This window comes from Curtobacterium sp. MCLR17_042, assembly GCF_003234695.1.
Taxonomy (GTDB): Bacteria; Actinomycetota; Actinomycetes; order Actinomycetales; family Microbacteriaceae; genus Curtobacterium; species Curtobacterium flaccumfaciens.
On record NZ_QKTD01000010.1, the window covers coordinates 38,910 to 57,304 of the forward strand.

Annotated in this window: 20 protein-coding genes; 12 read left to right on the forward strand and 8 right to left on the reverse strand. The window is 71.4% G+C overall.

Annotated features, from left to right (window positions below; all coding sequences use genetic code 11):
* Window positions 1-30 precede the first annotated feature (30 nt).
* Complete coding sequence (locus tag DEJ02_RS11125; protein WP_111033124.1) at window positions 31-1,212, forward strand: epoxide hydrolase family protein; 1,182 nt, start codon at window positions 31-33, stop codon at window positions 1,210-1,212.
* On the opposite strand, the gene DEJ02_RS11130 is transcribed toward DEJ02_RS11125, so the two are convergent.
* The 4 genes from DEJ02_RS11130 to DEJ02_RS11145 are packed head-to-tail and all read right to left on the reverse strand — an operon-like array spanning window position 1,118 to window position 4,171.
* The gene (locus DEJ02_RS11130; RefSeq protein ID WP_181440332.1) at window positions 1,118-1,765 is read right to left on the reverse strand and encodes a signal peptidase I; all 648 of its coding nucleotides are present in this window, start codon (window positions 1,763-1,765) and stop codon (window positions 1,118-1,120) included. The two genes, DEJ02_RS11125 and DEJ02_RS11130, sit on opposite strands and share 95 nt — an antisense overlap.
* Window positions 1,762-3,030, reverse strand: a complete 1,269-nt coding sequence (locus DEJ02_RS11135) for an RICIN domain-containing protein (protein ID WP_111033126.1) — start codon at window positions 3,028-3,030, stop codon at window positions 1,762-1,764. The genes DEJ02_RS11130 and DEJ02_RS11135 overlap by 4 nt, the downstream gene beginning before the upstream one ends.
* The gene (locus DEJ02_RS11140) at window positions 3,027-3,578 is read right to left on the reverse strand and encodes a hypothetical protein (RefSeq protein WP_111033127.1); all 552 of its coding nucleotides are present in this window, start codon (window positions 3,576-3,578) and stop codon (window positions 3,027-3,029) included. The genes DEJ02_RS11135 and DEJ02_RS11140 overlap by 4 nt, the downstream gene beginning before the upstream one ends.
* A 23-nt stretch (window positions 3,579-3,601) precedes the next feature.
* Complete coding sequence (locus tag DEJ02_RS11145) at window positions 3,602-4,171, reverse strand: alternate-type signal peptide domain-containing protein (protein ID WP_111033128.1); 570 nt, start codon at window positions 4,169-4,171, stop codon at window positions 3,602-3,604.
* A gap of 339 nt (window positions 4,172-4,510) precedes the next feature.
* Between DEJ02_RS11145 and DEJ02_RS11150 the strand changes: the two genes are divergently transcribed.
* Genes DEJ02_RS11150 through DEJ02_RS11160 form a run of 3 tightly spaced genes read left to right on the forward strand, consistent with a single transcriptional unit; the run spans window position 4,511 to window position 7,073 of the window.
* The gene (locus DEJ02_RS11150) at window positions 4,511-5,158 is read left to right on the forward strand and encodes a MerR family transcriptional regulator (protein ID WP_111033129.1); all 648 of its coding nucleotides are present in this window, start codon (window positions 4,511-4,513) and stop codon (window positions 5,156-5,158) included.
* Window positions 5,155-6,117, forward strand: coding sequence for an NAD-dependent epimerase/dehydratase family protein (locus DEJ02_RS11155; RefSeq protein WP_111033130.1), 963 nt, complete (start codon window positions 5,155-5,157; stop codon window positions 6,115-6,117). Before DEJ02_RS11150 ends, DEJ02_RS11155 begins: the two co-directional genes overlap by 4 nt.
* A complete protein-coding gene (locus DEJ02_RS11160; protein ID WP_258378722.1) occupies window positions 6,114-7,073 on the forward strand; it encodes a hypothetical protein in 960 nt (319 codons plus the stop codon). Before DEJ02_RS11155 ends, DEJ02_RS11160 begins: the two co-directional genes overlap by 4 nt.
* Window positions 7,074-7,077: 4 nt before the next feature.
* Here the strand turns inward: DEJ02_RS11160 and DEJ02_RS11165 are convergent, their stop codons facing one another.
* Window positions 7,078-7,644: a TetR/AcrR family transcriptional regulator gene (locus tag DEJ02_RS11165; protein WP_111033131.1), complete on the reverse strand. Its 567-nt coding sequence runs from the start codon at window positions 7,642-7,644 to the stop codon at window positions 7,078-7,080.
* 78 nt (window positions 7,645-7,722) lie between these two features.
* Here DEJ02_RS11165 and DEJ02_RS11170 point away from each other — a divergent pair, with 78 nt between their 5' ends.
* The 5 genes from DEJ02_RS11170 (at window position 7,723) to DEJ02_RS11190 (ending at window position 13,428) form a co-directional block, all read left to right on the forward strand.
* Entirely contained in the window at window positions 7,723-8,658 is a 936-nt protein-coding gene (locus tag DEJ02_RS11170; protein ID WP_111033132.1) for a ketopantoate reductase family protein, read from the forward strand.
* A gap of 116 nt (window positions 8,659-8,774) precedes the next feature.
* Entirely contained in the window at window positions 8,775-9,947 is a 1,173-nt protein-coding gene (locus tag DEJ02_RS11175) for an ROK family transcriptional regulator (protein ID WP_111033133.1), read from the forward strand.
* Between the two features lie 206 nt (window positions 9,948-10,153).
* Window positions 10,154-11,269, forward strand: a complete 1,116-nt coding sequence (locus DEJ02_RS11180; protein ID WP_111033134.1) for a sugar ABC transporter substrate-binding protein — start codon at window positions 10,154-10,156, stop codon at window positions 11,267-11,269.
* 129 nt (window positions 11,270-11,398) lie between these two features.
* Entirely contained in the window at window positions 11,399-12,163 is a 765-nt protein-coding gene (locus tag DEJ02_RS11185) for an ATP-binding cassette domain-containing protein (protein WP_110864792.1), read from the forward strand.
* Window positions 12,160-13,428 carry a sugar ABC transporter permease gene (locus tag DEJ02_RS11190; RefSeq protein WP_071404281.1) on the forward strand — a complete coding sequence of 423 codons (1,269 nt, stop codon included), beginning with the start codon at window positions 12,160-12,162 and terminating at the stop codon, window positions 13,426-13,428. Before DEJ02_RS11185 ends, DEJ02_RS11190 begins: the two co-directional genes overlap by 4 nt.
* Before the next feature lie 83 nt (window positions 13,429-13,511).
* On the opposite strand, the gene DEJ02_RS11195 is transcribed toward DEJ02_RS11190, so the two are convergent.
* From DEJ02_RS11195 to DEJ02_RS11205, 3 genes are all read right to left on the reverse strand, one after another.
* Entirely contained in the window at window positions 13,512-14,519 is a 1,008-nt protein-coding gene (locus tag DEJ02_RS11195; protein ID WP_152377666.1) for an SPFH domain-containing protein, read from the reverse strand.
* 213 nt (window positions 14,520-14,732) lie between these two features.
* Complete coding sequence (locus DEJ02_RS11200) at window positions 14,733-15,332, reverse strand: hypothetical protein (RefSeq protein ID WP_146249271.1); 600 nt, start codon at window positions 15,330-15,332, stop codon at window positions 14,733-14,735.
* Entirely contained in the window at window positions 15,329-16,195 is an 867-nt protein-coding gene (locus tag DEJ02_RS11205) for an SMP-30/gluconolactonase/LRE family protein (protein ID WP_111033136.1), read from the reverse strand. Before DEJ02_RS11205 ends, DEJ02_RS11200 begins: the two co-directional genes overlap by 4 nt.
* 70 nt (window positions 16,196-16,265) lie before the next feature.
* Here DEJ02_RS11205 and DEJ02_RS11210 point away from each other — a divergent pair, with 70 nt between their 5' ends.
* The 3 genes from DEJ02_RS11210 (at window position 16,266) to DEJ02_RS11220 (ending at window position 18,067) form a co-directional block, all read left to right on the forward strand.
* On the forward strand, window positions 16,266-16,658 hold the full coding sequence (locus DEJ02_RS11210) for a VOC family protein (RefSeq protein ID WP_111033137.1): 393 nt from the start codon (window positions 16,266-16,268) through the stop codon (window positions 16,656-16,658).
* Window positions 16,659-16,721: 63 nt separating this feature from the next.
* Window positions 16,722-17,771: an LLM class flavin-dependent oxidoreductase gene (locus tag DEJ02_RS11215; protein ID WP_111033138.1), complete on the forward strand. Its 1,050-nt coding sequence runs from the start codon at window positions 16,722-16,724 to the stop codon at window positions 17,769-17,771.
* A gap of 95 nt (window positions 17,772-17,866) precedes the next feature.
* Entirely contained in the window at window positions 17,867-18,067 is a 201-nt protein-coding gene (locus DEJ02_RS11220; protein ID WP_110864786.1) for a hypothetical protein, read from the forward strand.
* The last annotated feature ends 328 nt before the right edge of the window (window positions 18,068-18,395 follow it).

Consider the following 18,395-nt stretch of genomic DNA (forward strand, 5'->3'; position numbering starts at 1 on the left):
CCGTCGCGACGCCAAGCACCCGAGGACCCTATGTCGGACACCGCAGCCATCACCCCGTTCACCCTCGACGTCCCCCAGGCGGAACTCGACGACCTGCGCCGCCGTCTCCTGACCACCCGCTGGCCCGATGCCGAGACCGTCGAGGACACCTCGCAGGGACCCCGACTCGAGAAGGTCCGCGCCCTCGTCGAACGCTGGACGACGGAGTACGACTGGCGCCGGACCGAGGCGCTGCTGAACGACTGGGGCCAGTACACGACCCACATCGACGCGCTCGAGGTCCACTTCCTGCACGTCCGGTCCGCCGTCCCCGGCGCCCGCCCGCTCCTGCTCACCCACGGCTGGCCCGGTTCCGTCCTGGAGTTCCGCCACGCGATCGGTCCACTCACCGACCCCGTGGCGCACGGCGGCGACGCGGCGGACGCGTTCCACGTCGTGATCCCGAGCCTGCCCGGGTTCGGCTTCTCCGGGAAGCCGACGACGACCGGGTGGAACACCGCCCGGACCGCGAGGGCCTGGTCGGTACTGATGGCCCGGCTCGGGTACACCGACTGGTTCGCCCAGGGCGGCGACCTCGGCGCCACCGTCACCGCGGAGCTCGCGGCCCTGCAGGCCGCCGGGGACATCGGGCTCGCCGGGATCCACCTCAACATGGCGCTGTTCATGCCGACGGACGACGAAGTCCGGAACGCCTCCCCCGACGAGCAGGTCATGCTGCAGGAGAGCGGCCACTACTGGCGGGAGCTGTCGGCCTACTCGCAGCAGATGTCGACCCGCCCGCAGACCATCGGCTACTCGTTGGCGGACTCCCCCGTCGGGCTGGCGTCGTGGATCTACGCGATGTTCCAGGATGTCGGCGGCTCCCACGACGTACACGGCGACGCCGAACGGATCTTCCCGCTCGACGAGATCATCGACGACGTCATGCTGTACTGGCTGCCGAACACCGCCGCGTCCGCGGCGCGCATCTACTGGGAGGCGACGCGGACCGGCTGGGCCACCCCGGGCACCGTCGAGGAACCGCTGACCCTGCCGGTCGGCCTGAGCATCATGCCCGGCGAGTACGTCCGCCGGTCGCGCCGCTGGGCAGCGCGCCGGTACACCGACCTGGTGTTCTTCAACGAGGTCCCGCGCGGCGGCCACTTCGCGATGCTCGAACAGCCGGAGCTGCTCGTCGACGACGTCCGTGCGACGTTCCGCGGGCTCCGGTGACGGCGACCGAGCGGATCACCAGCAGCAGGGCGTACCCGATCATCCCGCCGCCCAGCGTCGGCACGAGCCAGGCCCGCGTATCGCCCGCGACGGCGGTGTTCACGAACCCCAGGCCGGGGATCGAGTACCAGACACGGCCCATGACCTGCGCGGCGACGACCCGTTCGGGATCGACGGCGGAGTTGTTGTCGCCCTTGAACGTGAACAGGCGGCGACCATCGGCCCCGATCGCGACGGCGACCACCCGGTGCGAGATCACGCCGGGCCGATCGACCCGGATCTGGTAGGTGACGATGTCGCCGACACCGATGTCCGAGGGGTCCACCGGGCGGACTACCGCCAGGGTGCCCGGTGGCATCCCCGGTTCCATCGAGCTCGTCAGCACGGTGAGCGGCACCGAACCGGTGATCCGCGGCACCAGGATCGCCAGCGCCGCGAGCCCGACCACGACGATCAGGAGCAGGACCGCGGCCGTCTGCCCCAGCAGCCGGAGGGCGCCCGACCAGCGGGCTCCCTGCGGCTGCGGCGGCGGCTGCGGCACTGCGGTCGTCACGACGTCGCCCGGAGGGAGAACAGCTGGAGTCCGGACGTGCTGCAGTCGGCCACGGTCATCGGGTTGGTGGTGGCGGATCCGTTCGACGCCGTCAGGCAGAGGTCGTTCCGGTTGCGGAACCGGAAGAGCCCACTGCCCGCGCCGACCGCTTCGGCCGTCCACTTCTGGGCGCTGATGTCGTTGTCGGGACGGAGCAGGGCGGACCGGTCGCTCGGGGCGTCCCAGTACAGCGACGGGTTCGAGGGCGACGTGATCCGGAGCCAGGCGTCCTCGGGAGTGAAGCGCCAGGTCTGCGCCGCGCTGGTCGTGCAGGACGTCGTGGTGATCGGCGAGCCGGAGGCCGACCCACCACTCGCGACGCACGTGCCGGTGGCGTCGTTCCGCAGGACGTACCGGCTCGTGGACGTGTACCAGCCGGTGGCGTGCTGGATGCCGGGAGACGACGGCGACGCGTGGCCGCCCGTGCCGCTGGCGACCGCTCGCACCGTGTACGCGTAGTACTTCGAGACCTGCAGACCGGTGTCGGTGAAGGACCGGACGGACGCCGACGTCACGCTGACCAGGACGCCGTCCCGGTACACGGCGTAGGAACCGATGCCGCTGGCGTCCGCGGGCGCTGCCCAGGTGACGGTGATGCTGCTGTCGGTCTCGGCGGTCTTCGACGGCACCGACGGGGTGACGGTGTCGGCGACGCTCTGGGCGGCGCGGGCGTGCGCTGTGCCGACCCAGGCCCCCTGACGGGCGGTGACGGTCGCGTCCAGGGTGGTCGAGCCTCCGGAGAGGTCGAAGCGCTGGCCCTGGCTGACCGACGTCCGCACACAGGTCGAACGGCTCGCGCCGGCGGCGAGGGTGGCGACCACGGGGGCGATCGTCGTGCCCGAACCGGTTATCGCCGCACTCGACGGAGCACCGGAGCAGGGGTTGGCGTTCGTGGACTGCCAGACGTCGATCCGGACGGCGCTCGACACCGCGGATCCGGCGGTCGCTGCGAGCGACAACGAGGTGGTGGCGGGGACGGACCCCGAGTTCGACACCGTGACGAGCGCCGTGTGGGACAGCGCGGCCGAGGAGTACGTGGCGGCGAGGTCCTCGACACCGCGGATGCCGACCGAGACGGAGCCGGTCGTCGCGGCGGCCCGGACGGACTGTGCCGGGGCGGTCCACGTCGCCCACGCCGTCCCGCCGCTCACGAGTTCGAGCGCGACGACCGCGGCGGCCGTCGCTCCGAGCAGGAGCACGCGTCGACGCGGAGTGCGGTCGGTCATGATCCTGCCTGCGTCCCGCTGATGGTCGTGGTGAAGTCGGTGGAGAGGCCCTGCTGCGATGCGGCTGCGTCGGCCGGCATCGCGACGGCGAGACAGAGGACGACGGCGGCGCCCGGGGGCAGTGCGATGCCCGCGGACCGCGGCGAGGTCGAGTCGAGCGTGCCGGACCACGTGGGGCGGACGCTGCCGGCCCGGCACACGGCCGCCGACGTCGCAGCACCGACGGTCACCCGCAGGTCACTGCGGACACCGGAGGCCGACGTCGTCGTGCCGGCTCGCGCCATCGCGACGCCGAGGTCGAGGGGGACGTCGCCGGTGTTCGTCGCGGTGACCACGCCGAACTCGGTGGCACCGGGGTAGAGGGGTGCGGACGGCAGCGCGAGACTGCTCAGTGACAGGTCCGCGGACCCGGCGGTGATCGTCGCGGGCTCGGTCGAGGACCGGGCGCTGAGGAGGGCGAACGTGCCACCGTCGGTGGAGATGGCGACGACCGCCACGATCCCCACCGCGGCGACGGCGAGCAACGTCGCCGTCGGCCAGCCGGTCATCGCGCCCCCTCGGCGCCGGCGGCTCACGCCTGGGTCAGGGTCACGGCGATGGCGTCGAGGTCGACCGACCCGTTCTGCGTGCCGTCCTCGACACCGGGGGTGGTGCTCTTCGGGAAGGCGATGGTCACGCCGACGCGGACGTCCTGCTGCGAGCCGGTCTGCCCGGTCACCGTGTACGGCGCAGCGGCACCGGAGACCCCGTCACCGGACGCGGTGAGCACCGCGTTCGCCGACAGGTACTTCGCCAGTGCGACGTCCGCCGGGGCCGACGTCGAGGTGGCCTCGACCGATGCCGGGTCCACGGCCAGGGTGGCCTTCAGGCCCTTGCCGTTCGCGGTGACGACCATGTCCTGCGAGTAGGTGACGACGTCACCCGGCACGATCGGGTAGCCGTCCAGCGTCGAGAGCGGCGACCCGCCGTTGACGGTCCAGCTCGCCGCCTGCGTGGTCGGCTTGATCGAGAGCGCGCCGGCGACGATGGTGCCCCCGGCAGTCTCGGCGCTGGAGTTCCAGAGCGCGAAGGTGCCGGCGCCTCCGAGCAGGAGGGCGACGCCCGCTGCGCCGATGATCGAGGCGGTGATGATCTTCTTCATGGTGTGCTCTCTGCGACGTCGAACGTCGGATCTGCGTCGACCACGTGCGGGCGGACAGCTCGATGAGCTGCCGGCAGCCAGGCCCCGGGGAAGGGCGCGGCGCATCGACCGGAGAACGTGGTGCTCGACCTGCTGGGAGCGGCAAGTGCAGGCGACGAAGCCCTGCGAGCAGGGACCCGCCGACGGCCGGTCGTGCTGCTTCGCTGAGTATGACATGACAATGACCCACGTGCCGATCTGCGCGGAGACACAGGCGGACTGGCAGGTTGACACACCCTCACCTGCCCACCCAGAGGCGAGAGCCTTGTGGACACAAGTAGATACCGCTACTCTCCGATAGTGCGAATATCTGAACTTGCGCGAGCGGCGTCCACGCCGGTCACCGCCGTCAAGTACTACCAACGCGAAGGCCTGCTGCCTCCCGGCGAGAAGTCGGCGCCGAACCAGACCGCCTACGACGACCGGCACGTCGAACGGGTCCGGCTCGTCCGGGCACTCCTGGAGACCGGCGGGCTCTCGGTCGCCGTGACGAAGCAGGTCCTGGCCGTGCTCGATGCCGAGACCGCACCGCTGGCCGAGGTCTTCGCCGTCGCCCAGTACGCGATGACCACCCCGCGCTCCCCCGAGTCCGAGGCGACCCCGGAGGCCCGTACCCGGATCGAGGAACGGGTGTCGGCCGCCGGCTGGTGCGCGACGTCGGACAACCCGGGACTCGAGACCGCGGCTCGGGCGCTCGACGGGCTGCGCACGATCGGGTTCGACGCTCCGGACGACTACCTCGACGCCTACGTGTCGGCAGCGGCGAGCGCGGCACGGGCCGACGTCGCAGCACTGCAGCACCGCGACGGCCGGACCGCGATGGCGGAGTTGATGGTGATCGGCACCGTCCTCGGCGATCCGCTCTTCGCAGGACTCCGGCGCCTGGCGCAGCAGGACGCCACCCACGACCTGTTCCCCGTCGCCGACACGGACGAGGCCGGCGCATGACCGCTCCGCTGCACGTCGTCCTGGGCGGCAACGGTGTCGTCGGGCGCGAGACGCTCCGAGCCCTCCGCGAGCACGACGTCACCGCCGTGTCCGTCGGCCGGCGCCCGTCGACACCAGCAACGGCAGGCAACAACGAGAGCGAGAGCGCCGACGCCCGCACCGACCACGTCATCGCCGACCTGCTCGACCCCACCGCCGTCCGCCGCGCACTGCACGGCGCCGACGTCGCGTACCTCGTCGCCGGACTGCCGTACTCGTCGAGGGTCTGGACGGACCAGTGGCCGCGGATCGTCGACAACACCGTCGAGGCAGCCCTGGCCGAGGGCACCCACCTGGTGTACCTCGACAACGTCTACGCCTACGGCCGCGTGTCCGGGCCGATGACCGAGGCGACCCCGATCAACCCCTCCGGCCGGAAGGGTGCGGTGCGCGCAGCCGCCCTCGAACAGCTGCGGACCGCGGCCGACCGCGGACTGGCCGTCACCATCGGGCGGAGCGCCGACTTCACCGGCCCCGGGGCGACGACGAGCGTGTTCAACGGGTTCGTCGTCGATCGGATCGCCGCCGGCAAGCGGCCGACCTGGCTGCTCGACGCCGACCAGCCGCACTCCCTCACCGCCACGACCGACATCGGCGACGCGCTCGTGGTCCTCGGCACCGACGGCCGTGCGACGGGCGGGACCTGGCACCTGCCGACCGCCCCGGCGCTGACGGGGCGGCAGTACGTCGAGCTCGCCGGGGTACCCGCCGCTCGCACGGCCGTGATGTCGTCGGCCACGCTGCGCTTCGGCGCCCTGTTCAACACGTCCGCCCGCGAGACGCTCGAGCTGCGGTACCAGTACACCGACCCCTACGTCTTCGACTCGTCGGCGTTCGAGCAGACCTTCGGTGTGCACCCGACCCCCACCGCCGACGTCGTGGCCGCCGCCCTGCTGCACGCCCGGAGCGTGACCCGGTGATCGCCGCCGTCCGCCGAGCGGTCGCGTGGCACCCGGCACTCATGGCCGTGGCCGGCCTGATGGTCGTGTCCACCGCGGTCTGCCTCGTCGGACTCGTCGTGGATCCCCGGACCATCCTCGGGGCGCCGGCGTGGGCGAAGCCGCTGAAGTTCTCGCTGTCGATCCTGCTCTACGCCGTCACGTGGGCGTGGCTCATCGCCCACCTGCCGAAGTGGCGGACGCTGGCTCGCCGACTCGGCACCGTGGTCGCCGTGGCCCTGGTGGTGGAACAGGTGCTCATCGCGTGGGCCGCCGCCACCGGCACGACGAGTCACTTCAACGTGTCGAACAGCGTGCACGTGGTGGTGTGGGCGGTGATGGCGGTGGCGATCACGACGCTCTACCTCTGCACCTTCGTCACCTCGATCGCACTGTTCTTCCTGCGCCTGCCCACCCCGGCACTGACGGTCGCCGTCCGCGCCGGTGCCGTCATCGCGCTCCTCGGCATCGGGGTCGCGTTCCTGATGACCGGCCCGACCCCCACCCAGCTCACCGCGCCCGACGGGATCGTCGGCGCCCACACCGTCGGGATCGCGGACGGCGGCCCCGGGGTGCCGCTGCTCGGGTGGAGCACCGTCGGCGGCGACTACCGGGTCGCCCACTTCGTCGGCATGCACGCCCTGCAGGTGCTCCCGCTCGTGGCGCTCCTGGTCGCCGCCGCCGGTCGGCGCCTGCCGTGGCTGGCGCACCCGACCACGCAGGTGCGGATCGTGGTCGTCGTCGCGGTCGCGTGGGCGGCGGGCACCGTGCTCCTCACCGTGCAGGCCGCGGTCGGACAGTCGGTGGTCCACCCCGCCGGCGCGGTGGGCGCGGTGGCGTGGTCACTCGTCGTGCTCGCCGCAACTGCGAGCGCGGCCGTGCTGCTCCGTGCCCGCCTGCTCCGTGCCCGCACCGCTCCGGCGGCGCGACTGCACTGACGGATCAGCGGACCCGGAGCCCTCGGGAGATCAGGTCGGCGGCAGCACGGGCTTCCGTCGCCCACCCGGGGCGATCGATCCCGGCCCCGATGCCGTGCAGCAGCATGAGCACCGTCCCGGGGGCGACGTCGGACCGGACGGCCCCGTCGGCGGCAGCGCGCGCCATCAACTCGGCGAGCGTCCGCTCCAGGTCTCCCCCGCCCTCGGCCTGCGTGGTGGCGTCGACCACGGCGGCGAGGGTGCGCGCGAGCCCCGCGTGGTCGACCACGTACTCCACGAACCCGTGCAGGAAGTCGTCGAGGCTCTCAGCCGCTGGTCGCGTCGAGTCACGAGCACGGCGGCAGAGGACGTCGACCTCACCCCGGTAGACCGCAGCCGCCAGCGCTTCGCGTGTCGGGAAGTGTCGGTAGAGGGTGCCGACGCCGACTCCCGCGCGTCCGGCGAAGTCGTCGAACCGGAGCTGCTCGTCACGCTCGAACGCCGTCCGGGCAGCGGCCACGATCGCGTCACGGTTCCGACGGGCGTCGGCGCGCATCGGCTTCTCGGCAGGCAGGGGTTCCTCGACCGGCACGGGCGCTCCTTGACAAGTGGAAACAATCTCCATATCTTCAAAGTGGAGATCGTCTCCAGACTAGCGGACGGGTGCCTGATGCGGATCCTCATGCTCGGCCGGGGCGTCATCGCCACGATCTACGGCCAGGCCTTCCAACGTTCCGGGCACCAGGTCGACCACCTGGTGCGGCCCGGGCGCGCTGCCGAGTACGGCGACACCGTGCAGACCGACGTCATCGACGGCCGCCGCGGACCGCTGGGGTGGCGGACCCGATCGACGTCACCGACGCGACTGGTCGAGTCGATCGACACGGACGACGCGTACGACCTCGTCGTCCTCAGCGTCGGTCACCACCGGCTGCAGGAGGCCGTCGCCACCCTGGCACCGCACATCGGCGACGCCACCGTGCTGGTCCTCGGCAACGTGTGGGACGAACCCCTCGCCGCGGTCGCACCGCTCGCCGCGGACCGGGTGCTGTTCGGGTTCCCGGGAGCCGGCGGCGGGTTCGACGCCGACGGGGTCCTGCACGGCGCCGTCCTCCGGTCGATCCGGCTCGGGACGACCGGCGCGACTCCGGACCGACGGGAGCTGGTGCGGTCGGTGTTCCAGCGGGCGGGCTTCACCGTGCAGGACGAGGACGACATCCGCGGATGGCTGTGGCTGCACTTCGTGCTCGACGCCGGCATGTTCGCACAGGCACTGCGCAGCGGCGGCATGGCGACGATGGTCGGGGACCGGCGCGCGCTCCGCGACGCGTTCCTGACCGGCCGCGAGCTCCTCCCGGTCCTGGAGGCACGGGGCGTCGACCTCTCCCGACACCGCTCCACGACCCTGCCCGTCCGACTGCCGGGGACGACGGCAACACTCGTCGCCGCGGCCACGGCACTGGTGCCGATCGCCCGCGCGAGCCTCGCGGCACACGACGACCCCTCCGCCGCCGAACCCCTGGCGGTCCTCGAGGACGTCCGCCGCACCGCCGGCGCGCTCGGCATCCCGACCCCGCGCCTCGACCGGACGGCGCCACGCGTCTGACGACAGGCGCGGGCCGTGGACGGGACCACCCACGGCATGGAGGCACGGTGCCAGCTGGCACCGTGCCTCCAGGCCGTCACGGCGAGCGTTCCGGACCCGCCCGTTACGCTGTCCCCGTGTCAGAGCCGCGCCGCAGTCCGGGGAACCAAGCTTCACTGCGTGAAGCCAACCGGGGCCGGGTCGTCAGCGCGGTGAAGCGGCACGGTGGGCTGACGCAGGTCGAGCTCGCCGGGGTGACCGGGCTCTCCCCCGCAACCGTCTCGAACATCGTCAAGGAACTCGTCGCGACCGGCGCCCTGCACGCGACGCCGAGCACCTCGAGCGGCCGCCGGGCGCTCCGCGTGACCCTGCCGCACGGCCTCGGGCTGGTCGCCGGGGTGCACGTCTCGCCGCGGCACCTGCGGCTGGCGCTGTCGGACCTGAACGGCGCCGTCCTGGCCGAGCGGCACATGCCCCTGGCGCGGGACCACCGGGCGGACGCCGAGCTCGACAAGACCGCGCTGCTGGTGCTGGACATGGTGGAGTCGATCGAGTCGTCGATGGACGAGGTGCTCGCAGTCGGCCTCGCCGTGGCCGCCCCGATCGACGCCCGCACCGGGATGACGGCGCGCGGCGGGATCCTGCGGGGCTGGGACGGCATCGCGCTCGGCCAGTCGCTCGCCCGGCGGATGGACAAGCCCGTGCAGGTCGACAACTCCGCCAACCTCGCCGCCCTGGCCGAACACCGGAGCGGGGCGGCACGCGGCCGCGACACCGTGGTGACGCTCGACGTCGGCAACGGCATCGGTGCCGGACTCGTGCTGGGCGGGCGCCTGTTCCGCGGGCACCACGGCATCGCCGGCGAATTCGGACACACCCCCGTCCTGCCGAACGGACCCCTGTGCCGGTGCGGCAACCGCGGGTGCCTCGAGGCGATCGCCGGCGCACCCGCGGTGCTCGAGGGCGTCCGCGACGAGGTCGGCACCCTGAAGCTGGCGGACCTGATCCTGCGCGCGATGGGCGGCGACCAGGTCTGCATGCGCGCAGTGGCCGACGCCGGGCGCGCGATCGGTTCGGCAGCGGTGGGACTCTGCAACGTCCTCGACCCGGAGCGGGTGGTGGTCACGGGCGAGTTCGCACGGGCCGGGGAACTCCTGCTCGGCCCGATGCGGCAGGCCCTCGAGTCGTCGCTGATCGTCGACGTGGACGGCACGCCGGACGTGGTGCAGGGGCAGCTCGGCGAGAAGGCCTCGGTGACCGGCGCGCTGGCCCTGGCGATCGAGGCCGTGGACGTGACGCGCGCACGCTAGGCGGAGACGCGCCGGGCCGTGCCGGCCGGGGCACCCCGTGCAGGCCGGGGCGCTCCGCGCTGCGCCGGCCGTGCCGCTCCGCGCCCTCCGGATAACGTTTTCGTCACGGCGCGCGGTCCTTGCGTTCAACTCTTGCAGCCAAGAACGCTCGCTGTCACACTCAGGGCACCGCCGATGGGGGCGGTCCACTGTTGGAGGACGTTTCAATGAAGAAATCCACCACACGAGCGATGCTGGGCGTCAGCGCCCTGCTGCTCGCGATCACCACCCTGGCGGGCTGTTCCAACGGCGCGGACGCCGGGACCGGTTCCGGCGGAGGCGGCGGCGACGCGTCGAAGGCCAAGATCGGCCTGCTCCTGCCCGACTCCGTCACCGCCCGCTACGCCAGCGCCGACCGTCCGCTCTTCACCGCCGAGGTGAAGAAGCAGTGCAGCGGCTGCTCGGTCATCTACGCGAACGCCGACGGCGACGCGTCGAAGCAGCTGCAGCAGGCCCAGTCGATGCTCACGCAGGGCGTCAAGGTCCTGGTCCTCGACCCGTTCGACGGCGAGGCCGCGGCGTCCATCGTCCAGCAGGCGAAGGCGAAGAAGGTGCCGGTGATCTCCTACGACCGGCTCATCAACAGCCCCGACCTGAGCTACTACATCTCGTTCGACAACGAGAAGGTCGGCGAGCTGCAGGGGCAGGCCCTGGTCGACGCCCTCAAGGCGAAGAAGGTCCCGGAGGGCTCGGGCATCATCATGGTGAACGGCTCCCCCACCGACAACAACGCCTCGCAGTTCAAGAAGGGCGCCCACTCGGTCATCGACGACAGCGGCTACAAGGTGCTCGCCGAGTACGACACCCCCGGATGGGACCCCGCCAAGGCGCAGGACTGGGCAGCCGGCCAGATCAGCAAGCTCGGCAAGGACAAGATCACCGGCGTCTACGCGGCGAACGACGACACCGGCGGCGGCGTCATCGCGGCGCTGAAGTCGGCCGGCGTCACCGAGCTCCCGCCCGTCACCGGGCAGGACGCCTCACTCGCGGGCATCCAGCGGATCCTCGCCGGTGAGCAGTACATGACCGTCTACAAGGCCTTCAAGCCCGAGGCGTCGAAGGCCGCCGACCTGGCGATCCAGTTCGCGAAGGGTGAGACCCCGAAGGGCGACACCACCGTCGACACCGCCGGCGGGGCCAGCGTCCAGTCGACGCTGCTCGACCCGGTCGCCGTCACCACGGACAACGTGCAGTCGACCGTGGTCAAGGACGGCCTGTACGAGGTGTCGAAGATCTGCACCGCGCAGTACAAGGCAGCCTGCGACAGCGCCGGCATCAAGTAGGTCCGACCCCCTCTGCCCGCCCGGTCCGACTGCGGACCGGGCGGGCCTCACCGATCGAGGACGACACCCGTGAGCACGACACCCGTGAGCAACGCGTCACCAGCAGCACACCCCTCCGCCGACCCGGTGATGTCCCTGCGCGGGATCACCAAGCGGTTCGGCGCCGTCCAGGCCCTCAGCGACATCGACTTCGACGTCTACCCGGGCGAGGTGGTCGCCATCGTCGGCGACAACGGCGCCGGCAAGTCGACGTTCGTGAAGATCCTCGCCGGGGTCTACACACCGGATGGTGGCACGATCACCTTCGGCGGCGACGAGGTCAGCGTCCCGAACCCCGCGGCGGCCCAGACCCTCGGCATCGCCACGGTGTTCCAGGACCTTGCCCTCGCCGACAACCTCGACGTGGTCTCGAACCTGTTCCTCGGGCGCGAGATCGCCCACCCCTTCCTCGACGAAGAGGAGATGGAGCGCCGCTCGTGGGAGCTCCTGCAGCAGCTCGCCGCGCGGATCCCGTCGGTGCGCATCCCGATCGCGTCGCTGTCCGGTGGGCAGCGGCAGACCGTGGCGATCGCCCGCTCGCTGATCGGCGACCCGCAGGTGGTCGTCCTCGACGAGCCCACCGCCGCACTCGGCGTCGCGCAGACCGCCGAGGTCCTCAACCTCGTCGAACGCCTGCGCGAGCGCGGCCTCGGCGTGGTCCTCATCAGCCACAACCTCGCGGACGTGCAGGCCGTCGCCGACCGGGTCGCGGTCCTGCGGCTCGGACGGAACAACGGCACGTTCCGCATCGACGACGTCTCCTACGAGGAGATCATCGCGGCCATCACCGGCGCCACCGACAACGCCGTCACCCGTCGCGCCGCCGCCCGCACCGAGCAGGAGACCAGCGCATGAGCAAGACCGACGAGACCCTCACCGCAGCGACCCCGACTCCTTCGGCCGCGGACCTGCAGGACGAGCGGCTCCTGCGCGACCAGGGGATCGGCGGCGCGGCGAAGGCCTTCGTCCGCCGGGTGCGCGGCGGTGACATCGGTTCGCTGCCGGTGGTCGTCGGGCTCATCGTCATCTGGGCGGTGTTCCAGGCGCTCTCCCCCGACTTCCTGTCCCCGGGCAACCTGGTCAACCTCGCCCTGCAGTGCGCCGCGGTCGGCACCATCGCGATCGGCATCGTCCTCGTGCTGCTGCTCGGCGAGATCGACCTGTCCGTCGGCAGCGTCAGCGGGCTCTCCGCCGCGATCCTCGGCCAGGGGCTCACGACGCTCGGCTGGCCCCTGTGGCTCGTGCTCACCGTCGCCCTGGCCGTCGGTGCCGCCGCCGGCCTGCTCTACGGCCTGCTGTTCACCCGCTTCGGGGTGCCGAGCTTCGTCATCACGCTCGCCGGTCTGCTCGGGTTCCTCGGGCTGCAGCTGCTCATCCTCGGCCCGAACGGCTCGATCAACCTGCCGTACGACTCCCCGATCGTGCAGTTCGCCTCGGCGTCGTACCTGCCGCCGTGGCTCGCGTACCTGCTCGCCGTCCTGGCCGCCGGAGGACTCTTCTTCACCGAGATCCGACGCGCTGCCCGCCGCCGCCGTGCCGGGCTGTCGACCGGCGCGATGTCGCTGACCATCGTGAAGGCCGTCGCCCTGTTCCTCGGCCTCGCGCTGATGGTCTGGTACCTGTCGCGCGACTTTGGCACCGGCACCTCGTTCGTGTTCTTCATCGTGCTGGTCGTGCTGATGAACTTCGTACTGAAGCGCACCCGTTGGGGCCGCTCGGTCTTCGCGGTCGGCGGCAACGTCGAGGCTGCACGGCGCTCCGGCATCCGGGTGAACCGCATCTACATCTCGGTGTTCATGCTGACCTCGCTCTTCGCCACCGTCGGCGGCATCCTCGCCGCCGCCCGACTGAACTCGGCGAGCCTGTCGTCCGGCGCCGGCGACACGAACCTCAACGCGATCGCCGCAGCCGTCATCGGCGGGACCAGCCTGTTCGGTGGCCGTGGCAGCGCCTGGTCGGCACTGCTCGGCATCATCGTGATCCAGTCGATCTCGAACGGGCTCACCCTGCTGAGCCTCGACTCGTCGATCCGCTACATGATCACCGGCGCGGTCCTGCTGCTGGCCGTCATCATCGACTCGCTCTCGCGGCGCAGCCGCGCCAGTCACGGCGCGGCCTGAGCGGGGCCCTGGACCCCGCAACGCGGACGGACTGGAGGCACGGTGCCAGCTGGCACCGTGCCTCCGGTCCGTCTCGGCGAGCGCTACTTGCTCTTCGAACCCGAGGTCCCCGGCAGGCTGAGGATGTTGTCGGTGCCCTGCGGCACGACGATCAGGGAGCCGTTGTCGCCGGCGCTCTTGAGCGCCTCGATCTCGCGCTGCTTGAGCGCGGCGTCGGAGAGCGGGTGCTCGTTGAGGACCTCGTTCGCGTCGGCCTGACCCTGCGCCTCGGCGACCTGCTGCTGCGCCTGCACCTTCTTGGCATCCAGGAGCGCGCGCTCCTTCGTGACCTGGATCTGCGCCTGCTGCGCCGTGGCGTACGCGTCGATGACCGACTTGGGCGGGGTGATCTCCTGCAGGGCGAAGTTGTCGACGTGCACGCCCGAGCCCTTCCAGCGCGTCTCGAGCGCCTGGATCATCGCCTTCTCGACGGTGCCGCGTTTGGTGATGAGCTCGATGGTGGTGAAGTCGTTCGGCACCTGGCGGACGACGCTGCGCACCGAGTTGCCGATGAACTGCGTCTTGAAGTTCTCCTCGGTCTTGTACGACCGGTAGATGTCGGTGACCGACTTCGCGTCGATGCTGTACTGCAGGTTCAGGCTGACGTTCGACGAGACGCCGTCCTGGTCCTGCACAGTGACGTACGGGCCGGAGCGGACGTTGCCGTTGTTGTCCGAGTCGGAGCCGTTCACCGCGTTGATGTAGGTGACGGTCTGGTTCCGGATGTTGAACGTGTGGAGCGTCGCCCACGGTGCCTTGAAGTGGAACCCGGAGTCCGTGGTCTGCCCGACGATGTTGCCGGAGATGTCCACCTGGACCTTCGACTCGCCCGTGTCCTGCGCGTACAGGGTGCTGCCGAGCGTGAGCCCGACGAACAGGACGCCGGCGGCGGCCGCGGTCCACGTCGCGATGAGGTTCGGGCGGCGGGTCGGGACGGCGGGACGTGCCTCGCGACCGGGTGTGGCCGGTCGTGCGGGGGTGGAGTAGGTGCGTGTTCGGAAGAAGAGCGCGACGAGCGCGATGACGAGGAAGACGATGGCGGCGACGAACATGACGATCACTCCTGGATGCTTGTCCGTTGAGTCTGCCGTACCCGGAGGGGTGCGGGCGACGCGGGTGCGCGTGGTGGCGGGCGGTGCGCGCCGTCCGTGTCGCCCCTGTCGCCTGGCGCCGGTTCCGTCTGGTGCGAGGTTGCACACCTGGCGCGAGCCCGGATGCCTCGCACCACGTGTGCAACCTCGCACCGAGCGGCGCCCTCCCTTCGCTCAGGAGACGGGCGCGCCTGCCCGATCGATCTCGGCCAGGACTCGGCGGCTTCGACGCACGCCGATCACCGTCGCGACCGTGACGAACACCGCGATGACGGCGATGAACACCAGGAACGCCCAATCCGAACCGAACGTCGGGGCTGTGGCGCCTCCGAGTCCCAACAGGCTCAGCCCGGTGCCGATCAGGGTCGGGGCCAAGATCCGGGTGGAGCGTCGCTGCCACGCGAGCATCGCCCGCAAGAGTGGCACGGCCTCGGGCGGCACCGGTGCTCGTCCGCTGACCTGTCGGGTGACGGACTTGCGGTCCGCCGGGGCGAGCACGCCGAGCGGCTGTTGCGGCGTCTCGACGAGGTACGGCAGAAGCCTGCGGTGGCGTCGAGCACGGACCCATGCGGTCACGTTCACGACCGCTCCGGCCAGGGCGAACAGGAACCAGATCACCGAGTCGGTGCGGAGCACGGAGGGAACGCTGATGAACGCCCACAGGATCGACATGCCGGCGAACCCCGCCTGCTGCGACATGACGACCACCGTCGGCCCGTGCTCGACCAGGTACTCGGCACGACGCGTCGCCTCGGCGAGGTCGCTCGGGTTCACCACCCGGGGACCTCGACGCGCACCGAACTGATCCGACCGGCGCGCGTCGTCGCCGTCACCGCCGGGTCGTAGCTGTCGGCGGTCGCCAGGTAGAGGGTGCGGCCGTCCTCGCCACCGAGCGCACAGTCGATCGCGCAGTCCCCGGGTGCGTCGATGCGGTCCGTCACCTCGCCACCCTCGACGACCCGCAGGAACTCCCCCGTGTCGACCGAGCAGACCCAGATCGCGCCGTCACGGTCGACGGTGCTGCCGTCCGGGGTCACGCCACCGGGCAGGGCTGCCCACTCGCGCCGCCCGGTGAGCGAACCGTCGTCCTCGATGTCGAACGCGGTGAGCCGGCCACCCCACGTCTCGCTGACCACCAGCGTCCGGGTGCCGGGCAGGATGTTGGCGCTGTTCGGGAACACCAGGCCCTCGGCGGCCAGGCGGACCGAGCCGTCGGGGTCGATCACGTAGAGCGGGCCGGGGCGCAGTTCCTCACCCGCGTACAGGTCGTAGCCGAAGGCACCGATGTAGGTCCGGCCGGTCCGGGCGTCGACGACCAGGTCGTTCACGAGCGACGACTCGATCGTGGACAGGTCGGCGAACACCGAGGTGCTGCCGTCCGGCTCGACGGCGACGACCGTGCGGGACTCCATCGAGCTGATGATGAGCCGCCCGTCGGCCAGCCACCCGAGTCCCGACGACTGCCCGTCGACGGTGGCCTCGAGCCGCGGGCCGTCGGTCGAGGACGGGTCGACCGAGAACACCTCGCCGGTGTGCATGTCGGAGTACCAGAGCCGTCCGTCGTGCCAGCGGTTGCCCTCCGGGAAGCGGATGCCGGAGATGACGATGTCGGTCGCTGAGTCCAGGGTGATGTGCACGGATCCAGCCTGCCAGCGGGACCGGGAAGCTGCCCGGACGGATGCCGTGACGGCGGCCTAGGGTCGTCCCATGCCGGGTCGTCACCTCATCCACCACCTGGGCGTCTTCGCCAGCGACTTCGCCGCGAGCGACGCGTTCTACACCGCCGCCCTCGCGCCCCTCGGCATCGGAGCGGGCCACCGCACGGACGCCGTCGCCGAGTTCTGGCAGCACGGGGACGACACCCCGAGCGTCTCGCTCGAGACCGCCCGGACCCCCGAGGCGACGACGCGCGGACTCCACCTGGCGTTCGAGGCCGGATCACGGAGCGAGGTCGACGCCTTCCACCGCGAAGCCGTCGCCGCCGGCGGGGTGTCCCGGCACGAGCCGCGCTACTGGCCGGAGTACGGCGCGTACACCGCGTTCGTGTCCGACCCGGACGGGAACAACGTCGAAGCGCTGATCAAGGAGAGCGGCGACTGACCCGGCGGCTGCACGACGGTCATCGACAGCCGCAACGGACGACGCATCTGGCACGATCGACCCATGCCCCTCGACGGAACTCCCCTGCACCGGCTCGGCTTCCTGACGATCGGATCGTTCGACCCCGCACGACCGTCCGAGGGCCACGAGGACACCCTGCGCGTGATCGAGCGCGCCGAGGCCCTGGGCATCGACAGCGCCTGGCTGCGCCACCGGCACCTGCAGCACGGCATCTCCTCCCCCGTCGCGGTGATGGCGGCGGCCTCGCAGCGCACCTCGCGCATCGACCTCGGCACCGCCGTCACCCCGCTCGGTGCTGAGAACCCGTTCCGCCTGGCGGAGGACCTGAGCACGGTCGACGTCCTGCTCGGCGGCCGTCTGAACCCCGGGTTCTCGGTCGGCACGCCGATGAACTTCGACCTGTACCGCGACGCGATCTACCCCGACACCCTGGAGCACGAGGACCTCGGCAACGACCGGCTCCTACGCTTCCGTGACCTCGTGCGCGGCGACCCGGTGACGGCCACCGAGACCGTCGAACGCCGCGGCATCGAGGAGTTCGCGAGCACCGTCCAGCCGCACAGCGCCGGCCTGGCCGACCGGATCTGGTACGGCACCGGCAGCACGAAGTCGGCCGTGTGGGCAGGTGAGAACGGCTTCCACCTGCTCACCTCGAGCGTCACCCGCAGCGAGGTCGGCACGGACTTCGCCACGAACCAGCGCGCCCAGATCGACGCCTACCTCGACGTCCACCCCGACCCCGCTGCCGCCCGCGTCTCGCAGGGCCTGGTCGTCATCCCCACCGACACCGCGACCGCCGAGCAAGCGGCCCGCTACCGCGCCTACGTCGACAGCCGCTCGGGTCGCGTCGGCGTGCCGCAGGGCCCCGCCGGGATGCTCTTCGCCGCCGACCTGGTGGGCACCTCGGCCGAGATCGCGGACCGGCTGCGTGCCGACGTCGGCTACCAGGCGGTCACCGAGGTCGCCTTCGCGCTCCCCTTCTCGTTCGAGCCCGACGACTACGCGCAGATCATCACCGACATCGCTGAGCGTCTCGGTCCGGAACTCGGTTGGGCGCCGGGATCCGACGGGTGGGACCCGCAGCACGGATGACGAGTCGGCCGATTGCACCGGTGATGGTCAAGGCACCCGATGTCGGGCAAGATCGACGGGAGGGTCATCAGCACCCGTCGACTCTGGGGGGTCACATGCACGACCAGCGTCCCGAAGAACCGGTCCGACAGCACTCGACCGACTTCCTCCCCGGGGTCAGCGGCAACCCGGTCGCCCCGTTCCAGCGAGACCATCAACCGGGTAGCGCGCCGATCCGGAACGACTGGATCTTCTTCGTTCCCATCGGCGGTGTCGTCGTCCTCGGGGTCGTCGCGTACGTCATCTGGGGCTCGTGATGCGGCTCCGGGTGGGGTTCGCAGAGTCAGAGCCCGGCAGCACGCCGACGATCGAACACGATGAACGGCTCGTCCGGACCTTCCGGCACACCGCGAGCCGACTGTTGTTCTGGGGCTGTGTGCTGTGTGCGCTCGGCGGCGCCTCGATCGGCTGGTCGGTAGTCGGTCCGATCCGAATTACGGGGCTGGCTCTGGCGGGCTTCTTCGTCCTCGTGGGCTCGGGCTTCCTCGTCTTGCGGAGCCGCGTGATCCGGCGGGCTCGGCCTGCCGTGGCAGCCGCGCAGGGGCGCATCGACCGTTTCCGATCGTGGCAACGCTCGCAGCCAGG

What these genes read in the sequence shown, in the direction of transcription:
- DEJ02_RS11180 (WP_111033134.1), top strand. Translation starts at nt 10,154, where the DNA reads ATGAAGAAATCCACCACACGAGCGATGCTGGGCGTCAGCGCCCTGCTG.
- DEJ02_RS11215 (WP_111033138.1), top strand. Translation starts at nt 16,722, where the DNA reads ATGCCCCTCGACGGAACTCCCCTGCACCGGCTCGGCTTCCTGACGATC.
- DEJ02_RS11170 (WP_111033132.1), top strand. Translation starts at nt 7,723, where the DNA reads ATGCGGATCCTCATGCTCGGCCGGGGCGTCATCGCCACGATCTACGGC.
- DEJ02_RS11145 (WP_111033128.1), bottom strand. Translation starts at nt 4,171, where the DNA reads ATGAAGAAGATCATCACCGCCTCGATCATCGGCGCAGCGGGCGTCGCC.
- DEJ02_RS11125 (WP_111033124.1), top strand. Translation starts at nt 31, where the DNA reads ATGTCGGACACCGCAGCCATCACCCCGTTCACCCTCGACGTCCCCCAG.
- DEJ02_RS11210 (WP_111033137.1), top strand. Translation starts at nt 16,266, where the DNA reads ATGCCGGGTCGTCACCTCATCCACCACCTGGGCGTCTTCGCCAGCGAC.
- DEJ02_RS11155 (WP_111033130.1), top strand. Translation starts at nt 5,155, where the DNA reads ATGACCGCTCCGCTGCACGTCGTCCTGGGCGGCAACGGTGTCGTCGGG.
- DEJ02_RS11185 (WP_110864792.1), top strand. Translation starts at nt 11,399, where the DNA reads ATGTCCCTGCGCGGGATCACCAAGCGGTTCGGCGCCGTCCAGGCCCTC.
- DEJ02_RS11220 (WP_110864786.1), top strand. Translation starts at nt 17,867, where the DNA reads ATGCACGACCAGCGTCCCGAAGAACCGGTCCGACAGCACTCGACCGAC.
- DEJ02_RS11195 (WP_152377666.1), bottom strand. Translation starts at nt 14,519, where the DNA reads ATGTTCGTCGCCGCCATCGTCTTCCTCGTCATCGCGCTCGTCGCGCTC.
- DEJ02_RS11190 (WP_071404281.1), top strand. Translation starts at nt 12,160, where the DNA reads ATGAGCAAGACCGACGAGACCCTCACCGCAGCGACCCCGACTCCTTCG.
- DEJ02_RS11135 (WP_111033126.1), bottom strand. Translation starts at nt 3,030, where the DNA reads ATGACCGACCGCACTCCGCGTCGACGCGTGCTCCTGCTCGGAGCGACG.
- DEJ02_RS11140 (WP_111033127.1), bottom strand. Translation starts at nt 3,578, where the DNA reads ATGACCGGCTGGCCGACGGCGACGTTGCTCGCCGTCGCCGCGGTGGGG.